Below are 21720 nucleotides of genomic sequence, written 5' to 3' on the forward strand. Positions count from 1 at the left end.
TATATGAATAAAAATGCTATTCAAACAGCTGCTTCATTTATTGAAGAAAAGTTACAAGTTAAGCCGGAAATCGGACTTATTTTAGGATCAGGATTAGGAGTCCTTGGCGATGAAATTGAGAATGCGGTAAAAATCCCATACGAAGATATTCCTGAATTCCCTGTTTCAACTGTTGAAGGACATGCAGGGCAGCTTGTTATCGGAACGTTGAACGGAGCGAAAGTAATCGCAATGCAAGGGAGATTTCATTATTATGAAGGTTACAGTTTTGACAAAGTAACATTCCCTGTTCGCGTAATGAAAGAGCTTGGAGTTGAGAAACTTATTGTTACAAATGCAGCCGGAGGTATTAACGAATCGTTCAACCCTGGTGATTTAATGCTTATTAGTGATCATATCAATAACTTTGGTAGCAATCCGCTTATTGGAGCTAATGATAGCAACCTTGGTCCTCGTTTCCCAGATATGTCAGAAGGATATTCTAAAGAGTTGCGAGTTCTCGCAAAAGAAGCAGCAGCTAGCTTAGATTTATCAATTCAAGAAGGCGTATATGTTGGTAATACAGGCCCATCTTATGAAACACCTGCTGAAGTTCGTATGCTTCGTATTCTTGGAGGGGACGCAGTTGGTATGTCAACAGTTCCAGAAGTTATTGTTGCTCGTCATGCGGGGATGAAAGTTCTTGGAATTTCTTGTATTTCAAATATGGCTGCAGGCATATTAGATCAGCCGCTTAATCATGAAGAAGTAATTGAAACAACAGAAAAAGTAAAGAAAAACTTCCTTGCATTTGTAAAAGAAATCGTACGAAAAATGAGCAACTAAATTAGGGGGATGAGCCAACATGAGAATGGTTGATTTGATTGCAAAAAAGCGTGACGGTAAAGAATTAACAAAAGAAGAAATTTCGTTTATCGTTGAAGGCTACACATCAGGAGACATTCCAGATTACCAAATGAGTGCTTTTACAATGGCTGTTTTCTTCCAAGGCATGACAGCTAATGAACAAGCAGAGCTAACAATGTCAATGGTTCAATCAGGAGACACTATTGATCTTTCAGCAATTGAAGGTGTGAAAGTTGATAAACATTCAACAGGCGGTGTAGGTGACACTACAACACTTATTCTTGCCCCTCTTGTAGCAGCAGTAGGAGTACCAGTGGCTAAAATGTCTGGCAGAGGGTTAGGTCATACAGGTGGAACCATTGATAAGCTTGAAGCTGTTAAAGGATTTCATGTTGAAATTGATAAAAAAGAATTTATTGAGCTTGTGAATAAAAATAAAGTAGCGGTTGTAGGACAGTCTGGAAACTTAACACCAGCAGATAAAAAAATCTACGCGCTTCGTGATGTAACGGCAACTGTTAATAGCCTACCTCTTATCGCAGCATCTATTATGAGTAAAAAGATTGCGGCTGGAGCAGATGCAATTGTTTTAGACGTAAAAACAGGTGCTGGCGCTTTTATGAAAAACTTAGAAGATGCCAAAGCTCTAGCACAATCAATGGTGAATATCGGAAATAACGTTGACCGTCAAACAATGGCTGTTATTTCTGATATGAGTCAACCGCTTGGTTTTGCGATTGGAAATGCTCTTGAAGTCGAAGAAGCCATTGATACGTTAAAAGGTAAAGGTCCAAAAGATTTAGAAGAGCTATGCTTAGTGCTTGGTAGCTATATGGTCTACTTAGCAAATAAAGCTTCGTCTCTTGAAGAAGCACGTCGTATGCTTCAGGAAGTTATTGAAAATGGAAAAGCACTTGAAAGTTTTAAAACATTTTTAGCTGCTCAAGGTGGAGATCCTTCTGTTGTTGATGATGTGGCAAAACTTCCACAAGCAGCACATAAGAGTGAAGTGAAGGCAGAAAAAGATGGGTATGTATCAGAAATTGTGGCAGATGAAATGGGCACAGCGGCAATGTGGCTTGGTGCAGGACGTGCTACAAAGGATTCTGAGATTGATCTTGCTGTTGGTCTTATGCTTCGTAAGAAAGTCGGCGATGAAGTGAAAAAAGGCGAGTCGCTTGTGACAATTTACAGCAACAAAGAAGATGTTCAAGAAGTAAAAGAACATATTCTAAAGAACATTAGCATTTCTTCTGAAAAAGTTGATGCTCCTTCTCTTATTTATGATACAGTTCAAAAATCAAACTAGTATCTATAAAAAAACGCGGTGAAGAATATTCTTCACCGCGTTTTTTTATAGATATAAAAGATTTTTCCTCCATTATTTTCAACAAAATTCAGTATAATATGTGCTTTTTTGGAAAAAATAGTGGTATTACGAATGGAGGTTAACATGCAATGAAACAACTCTTTTCTTTTATACTAGTTCTCTTATTAGGCGTCTCCACTTTATCAACAACAGCATTTGGAGCTGAGAAAAAAGCACCAACTTTAGCTGAGAAAGCGAAGTCGGCTATTTTAATTGAACGAGACACAGGAGAGATTTTATACGAAAAAAACGGCAATGAAAAACTTCCTCCTGCAAGTATGACTAAAGTTATGACAATGATTCTTATTATGGACGCTCTTGATAAGGGGAAAATCAAGATGAGCGACAAAGTTCGGACAAGTGAACATGCAGCTTCAATGGGTGGCTCACAAATTTTTCTTGAGCCTGGCGAAGAAATGACGGTAGAACAAATGTTAAAAGGAATTGCAATTGCTTCAGGAAACGATGCCTCAGTTGCAATGGCTGAGCACATCGCAGGTTCTGAAGAAGAGTTTGTAAGCATGATGAATCAAAAGGCAAAAGATTTAGGACTTAAAAATACACAGTTTCAAAATCCAACAGGTTTATCTGTTGAAGATCACTATAGTACAGCTCATGATATGTCTATTATGGCAAAAGAGCTATTGAAATATGAAGGAATTACAAAATTTACAGGCACCTATGAGGACTATCTTAGAGAAGATACAGATAAAAAATTCTGGCTTGTGAACACAAATCGTCTGCTGAAGTTTTATGATGGCGTTGACGGATTAAAAACAGGGTACACAAAAGAAGCAAAATATTGTTTAACAGCAACAGCTAAAAAAGGCAATATGCGCGTTGTAGCTGTTGTATTTGGAGCAGACACACCAAAAGATCGCAACAGCCAGATTACAAAGATGCTTGATTACGCGTTCAGCAAATACGAAACATCTCCACTTTACAAGCGAGATCAAGTTGTTGGAGAAGTGAAAGTTGCAAAAGGAAAAGATAAAACAGTAAAAGTTGTAACGTCAGAGCCTATTTCAATCTTAAATGAAAAAGGACAAGGAAAAGCAAATATGAAAAAAGAAGTGAAGCTGAATAAGGATTTAAAAGCGCCTTTGAAAAAAGGAGATGAAGTGGGAACGCTTATTATAAAAAAAGATGGAAAAGTTGTCACAACATCACCGCTTCTTGCAAAGGACAGTATGGAAGAAGCCTCATGGTGGAATTTCTTTAAACGAACGTTTACAACATTTACAAAGACGAGCTAAATTTGACGAATCTAAACTAGTTTTGTCATGAAGAAGGAAACCTCCTCCTTTCTAGCGAAAGAAGCATTATATGAAAGCAAGGAGGGTTTAATGTGAGTCTTGTGATTGAATGTGAGGTAAAAGATTCTGTTTTACTTGTTCGTTTGAAGGGCGAACTTGATCACCACACAGCAGAAGAATTGAGAACGCGAATTACCGGCTTGTTGCAAAAAGACGTTAATCATATTGTATTAAATTTGGCTGATCTATCTTTTATGGATAGCTCAGGACTTGGTGTCATTTTAGGACGCTATAAGCAAATTAAGAGCGCTGGAGGGGAAATGGTCGTTTGTGCTATATCTCCAGCTGTTCACCGTCTTTTTGAAATGTCAGGGATGTTCAAAATTATTCGATTAGAGCAAAGTGAACAAAAAGCTCTAACAACGCTGGGGGTGGCCTAAATGAAAAATGAAATGCACCTTCAATTTTCGGCACTGAGTCAAAATGAAGCATTTGCACGTGTTACTGTTGCTGCTTTCGTGACACAGCTCAATCCAACAATGGATGAAATTACAGAAATTAAAACGGTTGTTTCAGAAGCTGTCACAAACGCTATTATTCATGGATATGATAGCAATCCAGAAGGCACAGTATATATTTCCGTTACATTAAGTGATGATGGTGTTGTTGAGTTAAATATAAGAGATGAGGGACATGGAATTGACAACGTAGAAGAAGCAAAACAACCTCTTTTTACAACAAAACCTGAACTTGAACGGTCTGGTATGGGATTTACGATTATGGAAAATTTTATGGATGAATGCAAAATCGAATCATCCACAAATCATGGCACAGCTCTTTACTTAAAAAAGCATTTAGCAAAGCAAAAAGCGTTGTGCAACTAAGGAGACTTGCCTATGGATGTGGAGGTCAAGCGTGAGAAGAATCAGCCATATTTAAAGGACCATGAAGTCAAAGAATTAATCAAACGAAGTCAAGATGGTGACCAAGAAGCTCGGGATACGATTGTAAATCGTAATATGAGGCTCGTTTGGTCTGTGGTACAGCGGTTTCTAAACAGAGGATATGAACCAGATGACTTGTTTCAAATTGGAAGCATTGGGTTATTGAAATCTGTGGATAAATTTGATCTTTCGTATGACGTAAAGTTCTCAACATATGCAGTTCCAATGATTATTGGAGAAATCCAGCGCTTTATAAGAGATGATGGAACTGTGAAAGTTAGTCGGTCTTTAAAAGAAACGAGCAATAAAATACGTAAAGCAAAAGACGAACTTTCGAAAGTATATGGACGTACACCCACGATTAATGAAGTTGCAGAGCATCTTGATATTACGCCAGAGGAGGTTGTGCTTGCTCAAGAAGCGAATCGAGCACCTTCTTCTATTCATGAAACGGTCTATGAAAACGATGGCGACCCTATTACATTACTTGATCAAATCGCCGATCAGAGTGAAGATAAATGGTTTGATCAAATTGCTTTGAAAGAAGCTGTTGAACATCTTGATGAACGTGAAAGGTTAATTGTTTACTTGCGCTACTATAAAGACCAAACGCAATCAGAAGTTGCAACAAGACTAGGCATATCACAAGTTCAAGTTTCAAGGCTTGAAAAGAAAATCTTAAAACAAATTAAAGAACAAATGGGTGAATAAAGCTATCCTTTTTAAAAGGGTAGCTTTATTTTTTTCTATTTTTTGGCTCTTTAAACTGTGTATGAGAAAAGATTTGGAAACTCATACTACACCTACAGAGAAAACGAGCTATAAGGTGTGTGGTATATGTGGGTCGTTCAATATACATCAAAATGAGACATCGAGTACAAGTGAGGCCAAAAGAAAAGATCACAGTAGGAGATGTTGCTGTCGTTTTTACCTCGAAGGAAGAGAAAGAGAAAATTGAAAGCTTAGTGATTTATAAGGTAAATGAAAAAGACCAAAATATTATTATCATTGATGTTATGAGGATCATCCAAGCTATTTCTAGAGAAATGGAAAATATGGAAATCCAGCAAGTTGGCCCAACTCAAACGATTGTAGAAGTGGTATTTGAGAGAAAACGTGCTTCTCTTCCTTTTTTTATTGTTGTTTGGCTTCTTCTTTTCATTGGAGCTGCCTTAGCTATTATGAACTTCCATGAGGATGTGAGCATGAGGGCAGTGCACCAACGTCTCTTCTTTATCTTAACAGGAGAACGAGATGAAACACCTCTTCTTCTTCAAGTTCCTTATTCTATCGGTCTTGGTCTTGGAATGATTTTGTTTTTTAACCATGTGTTTAAAAAGCGAATCAACGAAGAACCAAGTCCATTAGAAGTAGAGATGTTCAACTATCAGCAGGACCTAGACCGATACGTAATCATCAATGAAAATGATGAGAGCGTGACTCACATTGACGAGCGTTAATGTTTTATTAACTATTGTTATCGGACTTGGCGGAGGGCTTATGGTTGGCTGTGGATTTGTTGCATTTCTGACAGTGCTTGGTATTTTACCACGCTTAATGCAGCTAACGAAAACGATGAAGTATATTCAAGGCTATGAATGGGCTATTATCTCTGGAACAATTGTTGGAGTTTGGTTTAGCTTAAATCTTGTCTATTTTCCACTATTCCCAACATTGATTGCGCTTATTGGACTTGCTCATGGCATATTTGTTGGCATGCTTGCAGCAGCATTGACAGAGGTTCTAAATGTTTTCCCCATTCTAGCTAAACGAATTGGAATTGATGATCGGCTTGCAATTCTATTGATGGCTATTGTACTTGGAAAAATTGTAGGATCTTTATTTCATTGGATGTATTTTACAAGTTAAGGGAGGAAGGTACAATGAGTGATAAAAATTTGAAAGACAATTATTCAAAGAAAGTACAGCAGTATCAGCCAAAACCTAATTATTTTCTTAACTGTTTGAAGGCATTTATTATTGGAGGACTAATTTGTACTTTTGGCCAGCTTGTTCAAAATTTCTATATTAGATATTTTGACTTCACTAAGGAAGACGCTGGAAACCCTACTGTATCAACCCTTGTTCTTATTGCTGTTTTGCTAACCGCATTTGGAGTATACGACAGAATCGGGCAGTTTGCAGGAGCTGGATCAGCTGTTCCTGTAACAGGATTTGCAAACTCGATGGCAAGTGCTGCTATTGAACACAGAAGTGAAGGAATTGTACTAGGTATTGCAACAAATATGTTTAAACTAGCCGGAAACGTTATTGTTTTTGGAGTTACAGCAGCTTATATCGTTGGACTTATTCGCTATATCTTTCAACATTATCTTATGCAATAGCTATAGAAAGGGTGGAACAAATGATTCTAACTGGGAAACAATCGTGGGTTTTTCAAAATGATCTTTATATTAACGCAACTGGAACAGCGGTTGGCCCGAAAGAAAAGGATGGACCGTTAAAAGAAACGTTTGATGTTACGTATGATGATTTGCACTGTGGAGAAAAAAATTGGGAACTTGCCGAGCGGAAATTAATGAATACGGCTATTGATACTTGTATACAAAAGCTCAACTACACGTACGATGATGTGGATTTATTTTTAGCAGGTGACCTTCTCAATCAAAATGTAACGGCAAACTTTGTAGCAAGACAAAATCAAATTCCGTTTCTATGCATGTTTGGTGCATGTTCAACTTCAATGGAGACGCTTGCACTTGGTTCGGCTCTTGTTGACGGGGGATTTGCAAATCGCATTATTGCAGCAACAAGCAGTCATAATGCCACAGCTGAACGACAGTTTCGCTATCCAACAGAATATGGAGGCCAAAAACCAAAAACAGCAACCGCAACTGTAACAGGAAGCGGAGCAGCTCTCGTATCAAAAGAAAAAGGAAAAGTGAAAATTACGTCAGCTACAATTGGAAGAGTAGCAGACTACGGAATTAAAGATCCATTTGATATGGGCTCAGCAATGGCACCGGCTGCAGCACAAACAATTTCTCAGCATTTCAAAGATTTAGGAAGAGAGCCAAGCGACTACGATTTAATTGTGACAGGAGATTTATCAGGAGTTGGAAGTCCTATTCTGAAAGATTTATTAAAAGAGGAAGGATACAACGTGTTTTCAACACATAACGATTGTGGCCTTATGATTTATCGACCAGATCAAAATGTATTTGCAGGTGGAAGCGGCTGTGCATGTTCAGCTGTTGTTACGTATGGACACCTTGTGGAGCAGATTGCAAAGGGAGAACTCAAGCGCGTATTTGTTGTAGCAACAGGAGCACTTTTAAGCCCAACAATGACGCAGCAAAAAGAGACCATTCCAACGATTGCACACGGAGTTGTTCTTGAATCTGTGGAGGTGGAAAGCTGATGGAATATTTAATTGCCTTCGTCTGTGGCGGGTTAATTTGTGTAGTAGGTCAGCTTTTACTCGATATTATTAAAATCACGCCTGCTCACGTTATGACTCTTTTTGTTGTGACAGGGGCTGTCTTAGATGGATTTGGTTTATATGATAAATTTATTGAATTTGCAGGAGCAGGAGCAACGATTCCGATTACAAGCTTTGGTCATTCTCTTTTACATGGAGCCATGAAAGGAGCAGAGGAACACGGATTAATCGGGATTGGTATGGGGATGTTTGAATTAACATCTTCGGGGATTTCAGCAGCTATTCTTTTCTCTTTTCTTGCTGCGTTGATCTTTAAACCGAAAGGATAAAAGACATGAAAACACGCCAAGTAATTGTTGTTACAGATGGAGATGAATTTGCGAAAAGAACGATTGAATTTATAGCTAAAAAAGTGGGAGGACGCTGTATTTCTCAGTCGTTTGGAAATCCATCTATTCTCTCAGGTGAAGACCTTGTTTCACTTATTATGCAAACGCCTCACAGCCCTGTATTTGTAATGTTCGATGATTGCGGCTACTTAGGGGAGGGAGCAGGAGAGACGGCGTTAAAATATGTTGCAACACATCCAAACATCGATGTTCTTGGCGCAATTGCTGTAGCTTCGAAAACGCATCAAAATGAATGGACAAAAGTAGACGTAAGCATTGATGGAAATGGAGAACTTACCGAGTACGGAGTAGATAAATACGGCGTTGCAGAAATGGATGTTGGAAAACAAAACGGCGATACAGTGTACTGTTTAGATGAACTTTCCCTTCCGATTGTTGTTGGTATCGGTGATATTGGAAAAATGGGGATGAAAGATCATATTAAATATGGTTCTCCAATCACCTTAAAAGCCGTGGAGTTAATTCTTGAAAGGAGTAAAGGTCATGTCGAATAAAAATTTACAGAAGACACCCATTTCCAAAAATATTTACGATAATGATGAGTTTTTTAAAGATGAAGCAAACATGGGTGCGAGCTTTGATTTAGGCGTTCGAAAAATTTTAGTTTTAGATCATGCTGTCCATTTTTACTATGTAACAGGACTTTGTGATTCTCAATACATTATTAAAATCGCAGAATCGCTTGTAACAATCAATGATCATGAAAAAGAGCCAAGAAAAGTAAAACAGATTGTTGAAAATAGATTGATTCATCAGCAAGTGAAGAAATTAGACAATCTTGAAGATTGCATGGTTTCGGTTTTATCTGGATTGATTGTGGTGATGATCAATGGAGAAGATGTTGGATTTGAAGTTGACGTTCGTACATATCCAGGTCGTTCACCAGAAGAGCCTGATACTGAAAAAGTCGTTCGTGGGGCACGCGACGGCTACACAGAAAATATCATTATTAATACAGCTCTTACAAGAAGAAGAATCCGCGATGGGCGCTTGCGCTATGAAATTATGAAGGTTGGAAAACGTTCAAAACTTGATGTTTGTATTGCTTACATTGATGATGTAGCAGATCCTGATTTAGTAAAAAAAGTTCGAAAAGAATTACAGGGGATTGACATTGATGGACTCCCGATGGCAGACAAAACAATTGAAGAGTTTCTTATCAAACAAGGATTTAATCCTTTTCCACTTGTAAGATATACGGAACGGCCGGATGTTGCTGCGGCCCATATGTTTGAAGGACACGTGATTATTATTTCTGATACGTCCCCAAGCGTTATCATTACACCTACAACGTATTTTCATCATGTCCAACACATTGAAGAGTATAGACAATCTGCAGGTGTCGGAACATTTACAAGGTGGGTTCGCTTCATTGCTATTTTTGCTTCTATCTTTCTATTGCCATTATGGCTTATGTTTGCATTAGATCCTAGTTTGCTAAATGAAAATTTGAAATTTATTGGACCAAACAGCAGCTCACGTATTCCAATGGTTGTGCAAATTTTCTTAGCAGATATAGGGATTGATTTCTTACGGCTTGCCTCTATTCATACCCCAACATCACTCTCTACAGCGATGGGACTTATTGCCGCTGCTTTAATTGGACAAATTGCTATTGATGTTGGATTATTCGTTCCGGAGGTTATTTTGTATGTTTCAATTGCTGCCATTGGATCATTTGCAACACCAAGCTATGAACTTGGTGTCGCAAATAAAATTGCACGTCTTACGCTTCTTATTGCTGTGGCCCTTTTCAAAGCTCCAGGGTTTGTTATTGGAACAACGCTTTACGTTCTATACCTTGTGCATATCAAATCTTTAAACACACCATACTTGTGGCCATTGCTTCCATTTAATCCAAAAGCTTTCTTGCAAGTTATTATTAGAACGCCTGTCCCTGGAGCAACGGTTCGTCCAAGTATTGTAAATCCACGCAATCGTATTAGACAAAAGTTAAAAGAATAAAGATATAAAAAGTGAATCCTACTAGAAATAAAGTAGGGTTCATTTTCTTTTCTAGGTCTAATGCCCCTAAGTACATGTTGAAAGACCTTTATGTATATGGTAAAGTAACTTTAATTCAAAAAATGATTGATATTTCAAAAAAAGGAACGAGGTAAGGCAACAATGTTTTTTCATGGCACAAGCAAAGTGAACAATCAAAATCATTTAGAAATAGGCGGAGTAGATACAATTGAGCTTGCGAAAAAGTACGGGACGCCTCTCTACGTATATGATGTCGCCCTTATTAGACAGCGAGCAAGACAGTTTAAAGAGACATTTGCAGAGGAAGGAGTAGAAGCGCAAGTAGCATATGCAAGTAAAGCTTTTTCTTCTTTAGCAATGTTTCAGCTTGTTAATGAAGAAGGTCTCTCACTCGATGTTGTATCAGCAGGGGAACTTTATACAGCGCTTCTTGCTGGATTTCCAAAAGAGCGAATCCATTTTCATGGTAACAACAAGAGTTATGAAGAATTAGAATATGCAATTAAAGAAAAGATTGGATGCATTGTTGTAGATAACTTTCATGAAATTGCGTTGCTTGAAGAGTTAAGTAAGAAACATTCATGGAAAGTGCCTGTTCTTTTACGTGTCACTCCAGGAATTGAAGCACATACACATGACTATATTTTAACGGGTCAAGAAGACTCTAAGTTTGGTTTTGATCTTAAAAATGGTCAAGGAGATAAAGCTGTTGCTCATGCTTTTCACTCTCCATACTTAGATTTACTTGGGATTCATTGTCATATAGGATCACAAATTTTCGAAGTAACAGGTTTTGTGATGGCAACGAGAAAGCTTTTTGAAAAAATTGCGTCTTGGAAGGACGAATTAAGCTTCGTTCCTCGTGTATTAAATCTTGGTGGCGGATTTGGGATTCGCTATACAAGCGAAGATACGCCACTGCCTCCATCTCAGTATGTACGTGAAATGGTCACAGAAATCAAAAGTCAAGCAGAAAAGTTAACGATTGAGATTCCTGAAATATGGATTGAGCCTGGGCGTTCTCTTGTGGGAGATGCAGGAACAACACTTTATACAGTAGGTTCTAGGAAACATATTCCAAATGTGCGTGATTATGTAGCAGTTGATGGAGGAATGAGTGACAATATTCGCCCTGCCCTTTATGAAGCAAAATATGAAGCCGCCCTTGCAAACCGAATGAATGCTCCTCATGAAGAGAAAGTTTCTATTGCCGGAAAGTGTTGTGAATCAGGTGATATGCTTCTATGGGATATCGAGCTTCCGAAAGTGGAAAGTTCGGACATTTTAGCTGTATTTTGTACAGGTGCGTATGGTTATGCTATGGCGAGCAACTATAATCGTATGCTAAAACCAGCTGTTGTTTTTGTTGAAAATGGAGAAGCTCAGCTTGTTATCAAACGAGAGACGTTTGAAGATCTTGTTCGTAATGAAGTTGGATTAAAGTCAAAAGTTTAATACCCAATACGGAAAATAGAGCTCTTTTTCTGAAAGAGCTCTATTTTTTTTGCATCATTATCTCTAAAATAATATAAACGGGATTAGGGAGGAAGAGAAATGAATGATAGAAAAAGACGGATTTTACGCTATATGCTTGCAAGCTCTTCTTTTATTACAAGTGATGAATTAGCCCAAAAAGTTGGAGTTACTTCTCGGACAATTCGCAATGATATTAAATTATTGAACGAAGATCTTCATCAATATGAGATTGACATTCAATCGATTCGTGGAAAAGGATATGCTCTTAGCATTAAAAATCAGGAAAAATTTCAAGAATTAATGAGAAAATTCTCAGCTGAAGATATGATTGTAACAACGGAAAGACCTGAAACAAAAGAAGAAAGGGTTGTATATATTATAAAACGCTTGCTTCTTACTCATCAGTACATAAAACTAGAAGATTTAGCTCACGAACTTTATGTTAGTCGTTCGACTGTGCAAGGGGATTTAAAGGAAGTAAAGAAGCGTCTTGAGTTTTATAACCTTGTCTTTCTTCAAAAACCAAATTACGGATTAAAAGTAGAAGGAGAGGAAGTGAAAATTAGATTTTGCATGTCTGAATATATTTTTAACCGGCGCTCTCTATCAAAAGAGGTAAACGAGCATCTTGGAGCAATCTTTGCAGAACAGGAAATTTCAGTTGTGCGACGCATTATGATTGAGGAAATAAATAAACAGCAAATTATCCTGTCCGATTTGTCACTAAATAATCTTGTTGTTCACTTGTTAATTTCTTACAAACGAATTCAGGCTGGAAACTATGCTTCTTTCTATATTGAGGAGTTTTCTTCAATTAAGGAAAGCAAGGAATATGAAGTTGCAACAAGCATTGTCAAAGAGCTTGAAAAACACTTTGGGCTTCCTTTTCCACAGCATGAAGTTCTGTATGTTGCTCTTCACCTTTTAGGAACAAAGTTGATTTCTCATTCTAAAAAACAAGGAGTTAGTGTAAAAGAATTAGTAAATCAAGAAATGTATCAGCTTGCTAGAGAATTATTACAGGTAATAGATGAAGAATTGAAACTTGATCTGCAGCATGATGAAGAACTACTTCTTGGCCTGTGTCTTCACTTGAAACCGTTTTTAAATCGGCATAAATATGGAATGAATTTAAGAAATCCTCTTCTTGCAGAAATTAAAGCAAATTATCCACTTGCATTTGAAGGAGGAGTTGTAGCTGGGTCAGTATTGAAATCAAAATATAATATTGATAGTACGGAAGAAGAAATAGGCTATTTAGCTCTTCATATTGGGGGAGCGTTGGAAAGAAAAAGTATGAAAGTTAGGCGGAAAAGGTGTGTGATTGTATGTGCATCTGGCTTGGGAAGTGCTAAATTGCTAGAATATAAACTTCGTAAAGAATTTAGTTATGAATTAGAGATTGTGGGAACAACAGAATATTATCGTCTCTCTGAAATGTCATTGCATTCTTTAGATTTTGTAATTAGTACAATTCCGATTGAAACGGCTTCTATTCCGGTTGTGCAAGTGAAATCTATTTTAGGGTTAGAAGATTTAAACAAAATTGAGAAGACGATAAGGAAAAACAAACACCAAATCGCTCAATTTATAAGGGAAGACCTTATCTTCTTTAATCAGACGTTTGAGAATAGGAAGGATGTTATCCATTTTTTAGCTTGTGAATTAGAAAAGAAAGAAATTGTACCTTCTTCTTTTTTTAACTCGGTAATGGAGCGCGAAGAAATTTCCGCCACAAGTTTTGGAAATCTTGTTGCAATTCCTCATCCAATCCAGCCGTATACAGATTCCACCTTTTGGACGATTGTTTTACTAGACAAGCCAATTAAATGGGGAGAGGAATTTGCACAGTTTATTTGTCTTTTGAACGTTGAAAAAGAGAGCAATCAAGATTTAAAGGAAATGTATGAGTTTCTCATTGAGATTGTAAACAATCCACATCTTGTAAAAAAACTTTTGAAGTGTAAAACGTATCAAGAGTTTATAAACGTTCTCTTTTTGTGTTCTTCACACTCATAAAATTTCCGTTAGCTACGGAAATTTTATGAGTGGATATGAAAGCGTTTTCATATTACTCTTAAATTAAGAAAATCAAAAGAGTCCAAGGGGGAAATAAAAATGAATATTTTACTATGTTGTGCAGCAGGAATGTCTACAAGTTTACTTGTTACAAAGATGGAGAACCACGCAAAAAATGAAGGAAAAGAATATAAAATCTGGGCTGTGAGTGCTGATGCAGTTAAAAACCATATTGATGAAGCAGATGTTCTTCTATTAGGTCCACAAGTTCGCTATCTCTTGCCACAAATGAAGAAGCTTGGCGAAGAAAAAAGTATCCCAGTGGCAGCTATCAATCCCGTTCACTATGGTACTTGCAATGGAGCAGAGGTATTGAAAACAGCTGCAAGTTTAGTTAATAGCTAATCTTAGAAGGGGTGAAAGAGATGAGTAAGTTCAATCGGTTCTTAGAAGATAAGGTAATGGTTGTTGCAGGTAAAATAGCTGGACAAAGACATTTGCAAGCAATGCGTGACGGTTTAATTTTAACAATGCCACTTCTAATTATTGGATCACTGTTTCTTATTTTAGCGAACTTCCCTGTTGAAGGATATTTAAACTTTATGGAGAAGACATTTGGGGAAAGCTGGGCATCAAAACTTGGCTATCCTGTAAGTGCTACTTTTGATATTATGGCGCTTATTGCCTCTTTTGGAATTGCTTACAGACTTGCAGAAAAATATGGCGTTGATGCGTTGAGTGCAGGCGCCATTTCTGTATCTGCTTTTCTGCTTGCAACACCATACAGTTTCTTATACACGCCACCTGGAAGCGAGGCTGGAATTGAAGTTACAGGCGGTATTCCAGTAGCTCTTTTAGGAAGTAAAGGTCTCTTCGTAGCCATGATCTTAGCTCTTGTCTCTACAGAAATATATCGCTTCATTATTCAGAGAAACATTGTGATTAAAATGCCTGACGGAGTTCCGCCAGCGGTAAGTAAATCATTTGTTGCTCTTATACCTGGTTTTATTATCATTACACTTGTTTGGATTGTTCGGCTTGCCATTGAGAGTACATCTTTTGAAAGCGTTCATAATATTGTGAATCAACTTTTGCAAGAACCTCTTGGCGCCCTTGGTGGTGGACTGGTTGGAACAGTGATTGCAGTATTGCTTCAACAGCTTTTATGGGTTTGTGGCCTTCACGGTGCAACAATTGTTGGAGGGGTAATGGATCCTATTTGGTACTCATTTATGGATGAAAACCGCCTTGCTTTTCAAAATGGAACGGAGATTCCAAATATCGTAACAAAACAGTTTGTGGACGTATGGATTAATATGGGTGGTTCTGGAGCAACATTTACCCTCGTTGTGGCGATGATTTTATTTGCAAAAAGTCAGCAAATGAAGCAGCTTGGGAGACTTTCAACAGGACCGGGAATTTTCAACATTAATGAGCCAGTTATCTTTGGAATGCCAGTTGTTCTAAATCCATTAATGATGGTGCCATTTATTTTAACACCGGTTGTTCTTGTCGTCATCACGTACGTTTCTATGCAAATAGGTCTTGTCGCAAAACCCGCAGGAATTGCTGTGCCATGGACAACACCGCCTATTTTAAGCGGTTATCTTGCAACTGGTGGGAAAATATCAGGTGCTGTTATTCAAGTAGTGAACATGGCTGTAGCTTTCTTAATCTATTTCCCATTTCTTAAAATGTGGGATGTTCAGAAGTATAAAGAAGAGCGTCAGTTAGAAGATTTAACAAGCACAGATTCCAATGTGAATGTAAATTAAATAGGTTAGAAAATGCCTAGAAAGGACTAAAGAGATGACAAAAGAAGAGCTATATGATATCTCATTTCATCTTATTATGCATAGTGGAAATGCCAAAAGCTTAGCAATGCAGGCAATCGGAGATGCAAAGGTAGGAAACTTTTTAGAAGCAGATCAGAAATTAAAAGATGCTGAAGAAGAGTTTAGGAAAGCGCATCACTTTCAAACAAGCTTAATCTCAAATGAAGCAGGAGGAGAAAACTATGACATTCCTATTCTCCTTATTCATGCTCAAGATCATTTAATGACGTCATTAACTGTAAAAGATCTAGCAAAGGAAATGATTGAGCTATACGAACGTACTTCAACTAAAGGAGTGGAGAGATAATGGAAGGAAAAAAAGGACTTAAAATTGTAACGATAGGTGGAGGATCAAGCTATACACCGGAACTTATTGAAGGCTTTATTAAGAGATATGACGAACTTCCAATTCGTGAACTATGGCTCGTTGATATTGATCAAGGAAAAGAAAAATTAGAGATTGTGGGAAATCTCGCTAAGCGAATGGTGAAAAAAGCAGGAGTACCAATTGATATCCATCTCACATTAGATAGGAGAGAAGCTTTAAAAGATGCGGATTTTGTGACAACTCAATTTCGCGTTGGTCTTCTTGATGCTCGTAAAAAAGATGAAGAAATACCGTTAAAATATAATGTAATTGGTCAAGAAACAAATGGACCTGGGGGGCTTTTAAAAGGTCTTCGCACAATTCCAATTATTTTAGAGATTTGTCGTGACATTGAAGAGCTTTGCCCAAGTGCATGGCTTATCAATTTCACAAACCCTGCTGGGATGGTAACAGAAGCAATTTTAAGGCATAGCTCAATTACGAAAGTTGTTGGTCTTTGTAATGTTCCAATTGGGATGAAAATGAAAATTGCTGAAATGCTTGGAGTAGAACAAAGTCGAGTGCATGTTCAGTTTGCAGGTTTAAATCACATGGTATTTGGCTTGGATGTGTTTCTAGATGGAGTTAGCATTAAAGAGAAAGTATTGAAAGAAATGGGGAATCCAGAGAATGCAATGACAATGAAAAACATTGCTGGTGTTGCATGGGATTCAGACTTCCTTCAAGCATTGGATGCTATACCGTGCGGTTATCATCGTTATTATTATAAAACAGATGAGATGCTTGCGGAAGAAATACGAGCTTCCCAAGAGGAAGGAACTCGTGCAGAAGTTGTTAAGGAGCTCGAAAAAGACTTATTTGAACTTTATAAAGATGAGAATTTAAGTATTAAGCCCCCACAGCTTGAAAAAAGAGGAGGTGCTTACTACAGTGATGCAGCATGCAGCCTTATTCACTCCATTTACACGGATAAAGGAGATATTCAGCCTGTTAATACAAGAAACAATGGAGCGATCGCAAGCGTACCATATGATTCAGCTGTTGAAGTAAACTGTGTTATTACAAAAGACGGACCGAAGCCAATTGCAGTTGGCGACTTGCCTGTTCATGTCCGCGGTCTTGTAAGCTCGATTAAATCCTTTGAAATTACTGCAGCAGAGGCAGCTGTTAGTGGAGATTACAAAAAAGCTCTTTTAGCAATGACAATCAATCCGCTTGTTCCATCAGATACAATTGCTAAAAAGATTTTAGATGAAATGCTGGAAGCTCACAGAGAGAATTTACCTCAGTTTTTTAATTCGGTAGAAGCATGAAAAAAGCGTAAGAGGCTAAGCCTCTTACGCTTTTATAAATTAAAACAAACTTGCAAAGAATGAACGAATCGCGTTAATAATACTCATAAAAAACTCTTTTAGTTTCTGCAAGAAGGATTGACCTTCTTCAGAGTTTAAAAAGTCGCTTACTTTTTCTTTTGTAACATTGAACTGATTTTCAATTTGGTTCCAGTTAATATCAATGTTTGTTAGTTTATTGAAGAAGTTAACAAGAGAGTTAATTTCCCCTGTTGTTAAGTTGATATTAAGTTCATTTGCATTATTTTCAATAATTTGCTTAATCTCTTCTTTATTTTCCGGGGTGTTCTTTGCAATTTCTTCTTTTACATTCGCCATTAGAGCAGCTGCTTTTTCTTTTCCAACAGAGTCGCCAAGCTGGCTTGTTTCCACCATTTCTTCGTTAGCAATCTTTTTAACATCCTCTGGAATTTCTTCACCAGATTGAACTTCATATGCTTTTAAGATACCTGTTAGAGCAGCCGTTCCTGAAACTTCAAATGGAGCAGTGATGTAGATCTTAGCATCTTTAACTCCTGCAGTAATTAAAGCATTTGTATACATTTCATCGGTTACCCAATTGATATTGTTTGTTGTAATGTTAAGACCAGAATCTTTCTCCCCAAGGGTAATACTTGCGGAAGAAATAGCTTTCGTACCAATTTGTGATTTTGGAATAAAATCCCCTAAATATTCATGTTCTTCAGCATTTGACACAGTTACTTCCTGTGCATCTTGAGGTACTTCCATTTCATTTAAGAGCTTTGTTTTTTGTTCTTGCGTTAGATTTTCTCCAAGGGTTACAATCACGTCCCCAACTGCGGCATCAGCAGAAGCAAGAGACGGTAGTATTGTCAAAGAGATCAATACTGCTAATAATAGTTTGAAACACTTCTTCAAGGTTCAAAACCTCCTTCGTAGACGAAAAGCCATGTTCATTATAGTATGTTTTCTTTCGCTCTGGCAATAGCAAAAAGAAGGGCTAAGATCTTACTAGATTATTAGACGAATGAAAAAGGAAAGAGTTTCAAAAAAGTTATATTCTTAAAAAATAAAAGAAGGAAATGAAAAATTCGTGTCTCTCACATTTATGTGGTAAGATAGGATGGAAATTGTTTAATAAAGGAGCGATTACTATGGCGAAAAAAGGCTATATTTTAATGCAAAATGGTGAAAAAATTGAATTTGATCTTTATCCAAATGAAGCACCGATTACAGTTGAAAATTTTGAAAAACTAGCAAACGAAGGATTTTATAATGGTTTAACATTCCACCGTGTTATTCCTGGGTTTGTTTCTCAAGGTGGATGTCCAATTGGAAATGGGACAGGTTCTGCAGATAAAACAATTCCTTGTGAAACAGACAACAACCCGCACAAGCATGTTGTAGGTTCACTTTCTATGGCACATGCTGGCCGTGATACTGGTTCTTGTCAGTTCTTCATCGTACATGCTCCACAGCCTCATTTAGATGGCGTACATACGGTGTTTGGACAAGTAACAAGCGGCATTGAGACGGCATTAAATATGTCTAATGGCGACATTATGGAAAAAGTGGAAGTTTTTGACGCGTAAAAAGTGGAGGAACAGGTTTGTTCCTCTTTCTTTTCTATAAAAAATAAGGTTTTCTGAGAAAGGGCTTACATAAAAGGGTGTTATTCGTAAAAATATTCCGAATAAATGCGTAGGAAGTCATATAATACAGCGGGGCTTCAAAAAACGAAGATATCACTGAAATAACAAACATTGATATTTTAATCGTTATTTTGTATTATAAGGTGGATACACCGAAGTGAAGGTCGATTCAAAAAACTTGATTAAGGGTTTATAGCCATACTTTTCTTTTCTGAACCTTTATATTAAAGAGGAGAATTTTATGTTAAATCGATACAAGAAAGCAAATGAAAAAATTGCGATGGGTCTGCTTTCCTTTATGCCCAATGAAAAAGATTTAAAAAAGCTGCAGCAAACAATTAAAGAGTATGAACAAAACGCAGATTGGCAGCTTTATCTTTGGAAAGAAGAAGATGACTTTGTTGGCATAATTGGCATTATTAAGCACTCGGACACTGTTGCTGAAGTTCAGCATATTAGCGTCAATCCATCTTACCGTAAACAGGGAATTGGGAAAAAGATGATGAAAAAAGTGCAGGAAATCTATAAAAATGCAGAAGTTCGTCCTAATGAACATATAGCCTCATTTTTTGAAAAGTGTGAGGCACATAATAAAACAGGCAATGAAACGATTTCTTAACATTGCCTGTTTTTTCTTTTCTTATACAAATTCGTTTCTCTCTGTAAAATAATTTCGGTACGATCACGCAATTTGTGTCGGTCGATAATAAATTTATTTGATAAATTTGATGGCTGCCACCATAGAAGCTGTTTATTAGCAGCTTCTTTTTTGCATGCTTGCTGGAGTTCGCTGTTTGCAATAGGGAAATAAAAGCTTTCGTATGCTTTTTCTGCTTTAATGCGTTCTTCTAGAGTTTTTAAAGAAGCTAGAAGCTTTTCAGCATGAAGACCAAGTTCCTCAAGCGTTGTTCGTCGACCTTTCATAATACGGCGCGCATTTTTAACCATACGATAAGCACCTTTAAAGTTGTTTCTTCGTTGATGGTAGAGGCCAACAGCGATTTGGATAAACGCAACCCAAATTTCATCTCTATGTTGGACTTCTTTTTCTTTCCAAAAGTCCTCTAAAATTTCGTGACATTCAAAATAATCACGATCACTGTGGAAATGAACTAAATAGTCTATGTATGCTTGTGGAAAATTCATGTTTTTAACCTCCTATAAAAAGTGTAGCATATGTTTTTCTTTCTTCAAAATAAAGAGGAGTTAGCAATTGCTAACTCCTTTTTTACCTATTAGCACCAAGCTGCACCTACGATAATAAGCAAAATAAATAAAACAACGATAAGCGCAAATCCGCTTCCACAATTAAACCCTTTTTCACCCATGATATTTTCCTCCTTTAATCTTTCTTACATAAGCATAGTATGTTCTTTCTTTCGTTTTGGTTGGGCAATATACCCAATTCCAAAAATTATTATTGGACAGAAGACTATAATCCTCTATACTAGTTACAGAATGCTCTTAAAGATGAAAGAAAAAGTGTTGGTGAAGTGTAGTGGAATATAGTGTAAAAATAGATGCTTTTGAAGGACCGCTTGATTTGCTGCTGCACCTTATTAATCGTTACGAAATCGACATATATGATATTCCTGTAGCTAAAATCACAGAGCAGTATATGTCTTACGTTCATACGATGCAAGAGCTTCAGCTTGATGTAGCAAGTGAATATTTAGTAATGGCTGCAACTCTTTTAGCAATTAAAAGCAAGATGCTACTTCCGAAAGAAGAAGAGCTTGAAGAACTAGAAGAGGACTTTGATGAAGAAGATCCTAGGGATGAGCTTATGCAACGTCTTCTTCAATATCGTCGCTTCAAAGAAGTTGCAAAAGATTTTGAAGAACGGGATATAGAGCGTGGATATGTTTTTACACGTCCTCCTCAAGATTTACAAAGCATGGAGATCGAAGCGCAAGAAAGCAGAGAGCTTTCCGTTTCAATGTACGATATATTAAGCGCAGTTCAGAAACTATTAAAACGAAAAAAAATTCAAAAGCCGTTAAAAACTCGGATTGCAAGACAAGAAATTCAAATTGAAGATCGGATGACTGATATTTTAAAAGATCTTCGAACAACGCGGAAGAAAACAAGCTTTTTTGAACTTTTCCCTGTTCCTGAACGAGAACACATTGTTGTGACATTTTTAGCAGTGTTAGAGCTTTTAAAACAAAACCAAATTATTGTAGAACAAAAAGGGAATTTTGATGAACTTTTCGTGTCTGCAAGCCAAGGAGGAGAAGCTGGTGAAGAATGAGAAATGGTTTTCGATTATTGAAGCTCTCCTTTTTACAGTAGGTGATGAAAAGGCAACGCTCGAACAAATTTCAGCTGCACTTGAGCTTTCCTTACAAGAAACAAAGGAGTGTATGGAGGAGTTTCAAACCTTTTATGCTCAGAGTGAAAGAGGAATGAGCGTTTTAGAAATTGCGGGCGGCTATCAGCTTGCAACGAGAAAAGAATACTCGGAATATATAAAACGTCTTATTTCTGTACCAACACATCAATCTCTTTCGCAAGCTGCTCTTGAAACACTTGCGATTATCGCTTATCGTCAGCCTATTACACGGCTTGAAGTTGAGGATATAAGAGGAGTAAAAACAGATAGAGCACTTCAAACGCTTGTTGCCAAAGCCCTTGTAAAAGAAGTAGGAAGAGCAGAAGGGGCAGGACGAGCTATTTTGTATGGAACAACAGATGATTTTTTAGCTCATTTCGGCTTTAAAACGCTTGAGGAACTACCTCCATTGCCAGAGGAGTTTTATGAAGAAGAAGTAGAAAAAGAAGCAGATTTATTTTTCGAAAAAATGAATGAGTAAATAGCCGAAAAAAAAGACTTTTTTTGTATAAAAAGACGAATTTTTTCATATAATGGACAATCGCAGT

26 protein-coding genes are annotated in these 21720 nt (G+C 37.3%); 23 read left to right on the top strand and 3 right to left on the bottom strand.

The features are described 5' to 3' along the window. Positions 1-3 precede the first annotated feature (3 nt). The 19 genes from B9N79_RS02760 to B9N79_RS02850 all read left to right on the top strand — a co-directional run bounded on the left by B9N79_RS02760 (position 4) and on the right by B9N79_RS02850 (position 17185). Positions 4-825 (top strand): purine-nucleoside phosphorylase, encoded by an 822-nt coding sequence (locus B9N79_RS02760; RefSeq protein WP_019391608.1) that lies wholly within the window; start codon positions 4-6, stop codon positions 823-825. Between the two features lie 19 nt (positions 826-844). Next, the gene (locus B9N79_RS02765; RefSeq protein WP_046217825.1) at positions 845-2155 is read left to right on the top strand and encodes a pyrimidine-nucleoside phosphorylase; all 1311 of its coding nucleotides are present in this window, start codon (positions 845-847) and stop codon (positions 2153-2155) included. Positions 2156-2304: 149 nt separating this feature from the next. Then, complete coding sequence (locus B9N79_RS02770) at positions 2305-3471, top strand: D-alanyl-D-alanine carboxypeptidase family protein (protein WP_046217824.1); 1167 nt, start codon at positions 2305-2307, stop codon at positions 3469-3471. Positions 3472-3563: 92 nt separating this feature from the next. Continuing rightward, positions 3564-3911: an anti-sigma F factor antagonist gene (gene spoIIAA, locus B9N79_RS02775; protein WP_019391611.1), complete on the top strand. Its 348-nt coding sequence runs from the start codon at positions 3564-3566 to the stop codon at positions 3909-3911. Beyond that, the gene (spoIIAB, locus tag B9N79_RS02780) at positions 3912-4355 is read left to right on the top strand and encodes an anti-sigma F factor (protein ID WP_019391612.1); all 444 of its coding nucleotides are present in this window, start codon (positions 3912-3914) and stop codon (positions 4353-4355) included. Positions 4356-4367: 12 nt separating this feature from the next. Continuing rightward, the gene (gene sigF / locus B9N79_RS02785; RefSeq protein ID WP_019391613.1) at positions 4368-5126 is read left to right on the top strand and encodes an RNA polymerase sporulation sigma factor SigF; all 759 of its coding nucleotides are present in this window, start codon (positions 4368-4370) and stop codon (positions 5124-5126) included. Between the two features lie 128 nt (positions 5127-5254). Next, on the top strand, positions 5255-5875 hold the full coding sequence (locus B9N79_RS02790; RefSeq protein ID WP_040056740.1) for a stage V sporulation protein AA: 621 nt from the start codon (positions 5255-5257) through the stop codon (positions 5873-5875). 40 nt (positions 5876-5915) lie between these two features. Next, positions 5916-6284: a stage V sporulation protein AB gene (locus B9N79_RS02795; RefSeq protein WP_081496068.1), complete on the top strand. Its 369-nt coding sequence runs from the start codon at positions 5916-5918 to the stop codon at positions 6282-6284. Between the two features lie 14 nt (positions 6285-6298). Beyond that, complete coding sequence (spoVAC, locus tag B9N79_RS02800; RefSeq protein ID WP_019391616.1) at positions 6299-6760, top strand: stage V sporulation protein AC; 462 nt, start codon at positions 6299-6301, stop codon at positions 6758-6760. Between the two features lie 20 nt (positions 6761-6780). Beyond that, positions 6781-7797: a stage V sporulation protein AD gene (gene spoVAD, locus B9N79_RS02805; protein WP_019391617.1), complete on the top strand. Its 1017-nt coding sequence runs from the start codon at positions 6781-6783 to the stop codon at positions 7795-7797. Beyond that, entirely contained in the window at positions 7797-8147 is a 351-nt protein-coding gene (spoVAE, locus tag B9N79_RS02810; RefSeq protein WP_019391618.1) for a stage V sporulation protein AE, read from the top strand. Before spoVAD ends, spoVAE begins: the two co-directional genes overlap by 1 nt. 5 nt (positions 8148-8152) lie before the next feature. Continuing rightward, entirely contained in the window at positions 8153-8722 is a 570-nt protein-coding gene (gene spoVAEA / locus B9N79_RS02815) for a stage V sporulation protein SpoVABEA (RefSeq protein WP_040056739.1), read from the top strand. Then, positions 8712-10193, top strand: a complete 1482-nt coding sequence (locus B9N79_RS02820) for a spore germination protein (protein WP_040056738.1) — start codon at positions 8712-8714, stop codon at positions 10191-10193. The genes spoVAEA and B9N79_RS02820 overlap by 11 nt, the downstream gene beginning before the upstream one ends. Positions 10194-10355: 162 nt before the next feature. Next, a complete protein-coding gene (gene lysA / locus B9N79_RS02825) occupies positions 10356-11669 on the top strand; it encodes a diaminopimelate decarboxylase (RefSeq protein ID WP_019391621.1) in 1314 nt (437 codons plus the stop codon). 99 nt (positions 11670-11768) lie between these two features. Next, positions 11769-13709: a BglG family transcription antiterminator gene (locus B9N79_RS02830; protein ID WP_046217823.1), complete on the top strand. Its 1941-nt coding sequence runs from the start codon at positions 11769-11771 to the stop codon at positions 13707-13709. A gap of 51 nt (positions 13710-13760) precedes the next feature. Then, positions 13761-14114, top strand: coding sequence for a PTS sugar transporter subunit IIB (locus tag B9N79_RS02835; protein ID WP_268869746.1), 354 nt, complete (start codon positions 13761-13763; stop codon positions 14112-14114). 20 nt (positions 14115-14134) lie between these two features. Continuing rightward, a complete protein-coding gene (gene celB, locus B9N79_RS02840; RefSeq protein ID WP_040056736.1) occupies positions 14135-15484 on the top strand; it encodes a PTS cellobiose transporter subunit IIC in 1350 nt (449 codons plus the stop codon). Positions 15485-15518: 34 nt separating this feature from the next. Further along, positions 15519-15851 carry a PTS sugar transporter subunit IIA gene (locus B9N79_RS02845; RefSeq protein ID WP_019391625.1) on the top strand — a complete coding sequence of 111 codons (333 nt, stop codon included), beginning with the start codon at positions 15519-15521 and terminating at the stop codon, positions 15849-15851. Beyond that, on the top strand, positions 15851-17185 hold the full coding sequence (locus B9N79_RS02850; protein ID WP_040056735.1) for a 6-phospho-beta-glucosidase: 1335 nt from the start codon (positions 15851-15853) through the stop codon (positions 17183-17185). Before B9N79_RS02845 ends, B9N79_RS02850 begins: the two co-directional genes overlap by 1 nt. Positions 17186-17224: 39 nt before the next feature. Here the strand turns inward: B9N79_RS02850 and B9N79_RS02855 are convergent, their stop codons facing one another. After that, positions 17225-18103 carry a DUF1002 domain-containing protein gene (locus B9N79_RS02855; RefSeq protein ID WP_019391627.1) on the bottom strand — a complete coding sequence of 293 codons (879 nt, stop codon included), beginning with the start codon at positions 18101-18103 and terminating at the stop codon, positions 17225-17227. Between the two features lie 236 nt (positions 18104-18339). Here B9N79_RS02855 and B9N79_RS02860 point away from each other — a divergent pair, with 236 nt between their 5' ends. Both B9N79_RS02860 and B9N79_RS02865 read left to right on the top strand, forming a co-directional pair. Beyond that, positions 18340-18777, top strand: coding sequence for a peptidylprolyl isomerase (locus B9N79_RS02860; RefSeq protein WP_019391628.1), 438 nt, complete (start codon positions 18340-18342; stop codon positions 18775-18777). Between the two features lie 301 nt (positions 18778-19078). Then, positions 19079-19456, top strand: a complete 378-nt coding sequence (locus tag B9N79_RS02865) for a GNAT family N-acetyltransferase (RefSeq protein WP_019391629.1) — start codon at positions 19079-19081, stop codon at positions 19454-19456. On the opposite strand, the gene B9N79_RS02870 is transcribed toward B9N79_RS02865, so the two are convergent. Both B9N79_RS02870 and B9N79_RS02875 read right to left on the bottom strand, forming a co-directional pair. Then, a complete protein-coding gene (locus B9N79_RS02870; protein WP_019391630.1) occupies positions 19453-19983 on the bottom strand; it encodes a DUF309 domain-containing protein in 531 nt (176 codons plus the stop codon). The two genes, B9N79_RS02865 and B9N79_RS02870, sit on opposite strands and share 4 nt — an antisense overlap. A gap of 89 nt (positions 19984-20072) precedes the next feature. Further along, positions 20073-20165 carry a YjcZ family sporulation protein gene (locus tag B9N79_RS02875; RefSeq protein ID WP_019391631.1) on the bottom strand — a complete coding sequence of 31 codons (93 nt, stop codon included), beginning with the start codon at positions 20163-20165 and terminating at the stop codon, positions 20073-20075. Positions 20166-20335: 170 nt separating this feature from the next. On the opposite strand from B9N79_RS02875, the gene B9N79_RS02880 reads away from it, so the two are divergent. Both B9N79_RS02880 and scpB read left to right on the top strand, forming a co-directional pair. Beyond that, positions 20336-21091 carry a segregation/condensation protein A gene (locus B9N79_RS02880; protein WP_019391632.1) on the top strand — a complete coding sequence of 252 codons (756 nt, stop codon included), beginning with the start codon at positions 20336-20338 and terminating at the stop codon, positions 21089-21091. Further along, entirely contained in the window at positions 21042-21653 is a 612-nt protein-coding gene (gene scpB, locus B9N79_RS02885; RefSeq protein WP_100217205.1) for an SMC-Scp complex subunit ScpB, read from the top strand. Before B9N79_RS02880 ends, scpB begins: the two co-directional genes overlap by 50 nt. The last annotated feature ends 67 nt before the right edge of the window (positions 21654-21720 follow it).

Origin of the sequence: Priestia filamentosa (assembly GCF_900177535.1) — a bacterium.
Taxonomy (GTDB): Bacteria; Bacillota; Bacilli; order Bacillales; family Bacillaceae_H; genus Bacillus_I; species Bacillus_I filamentosa.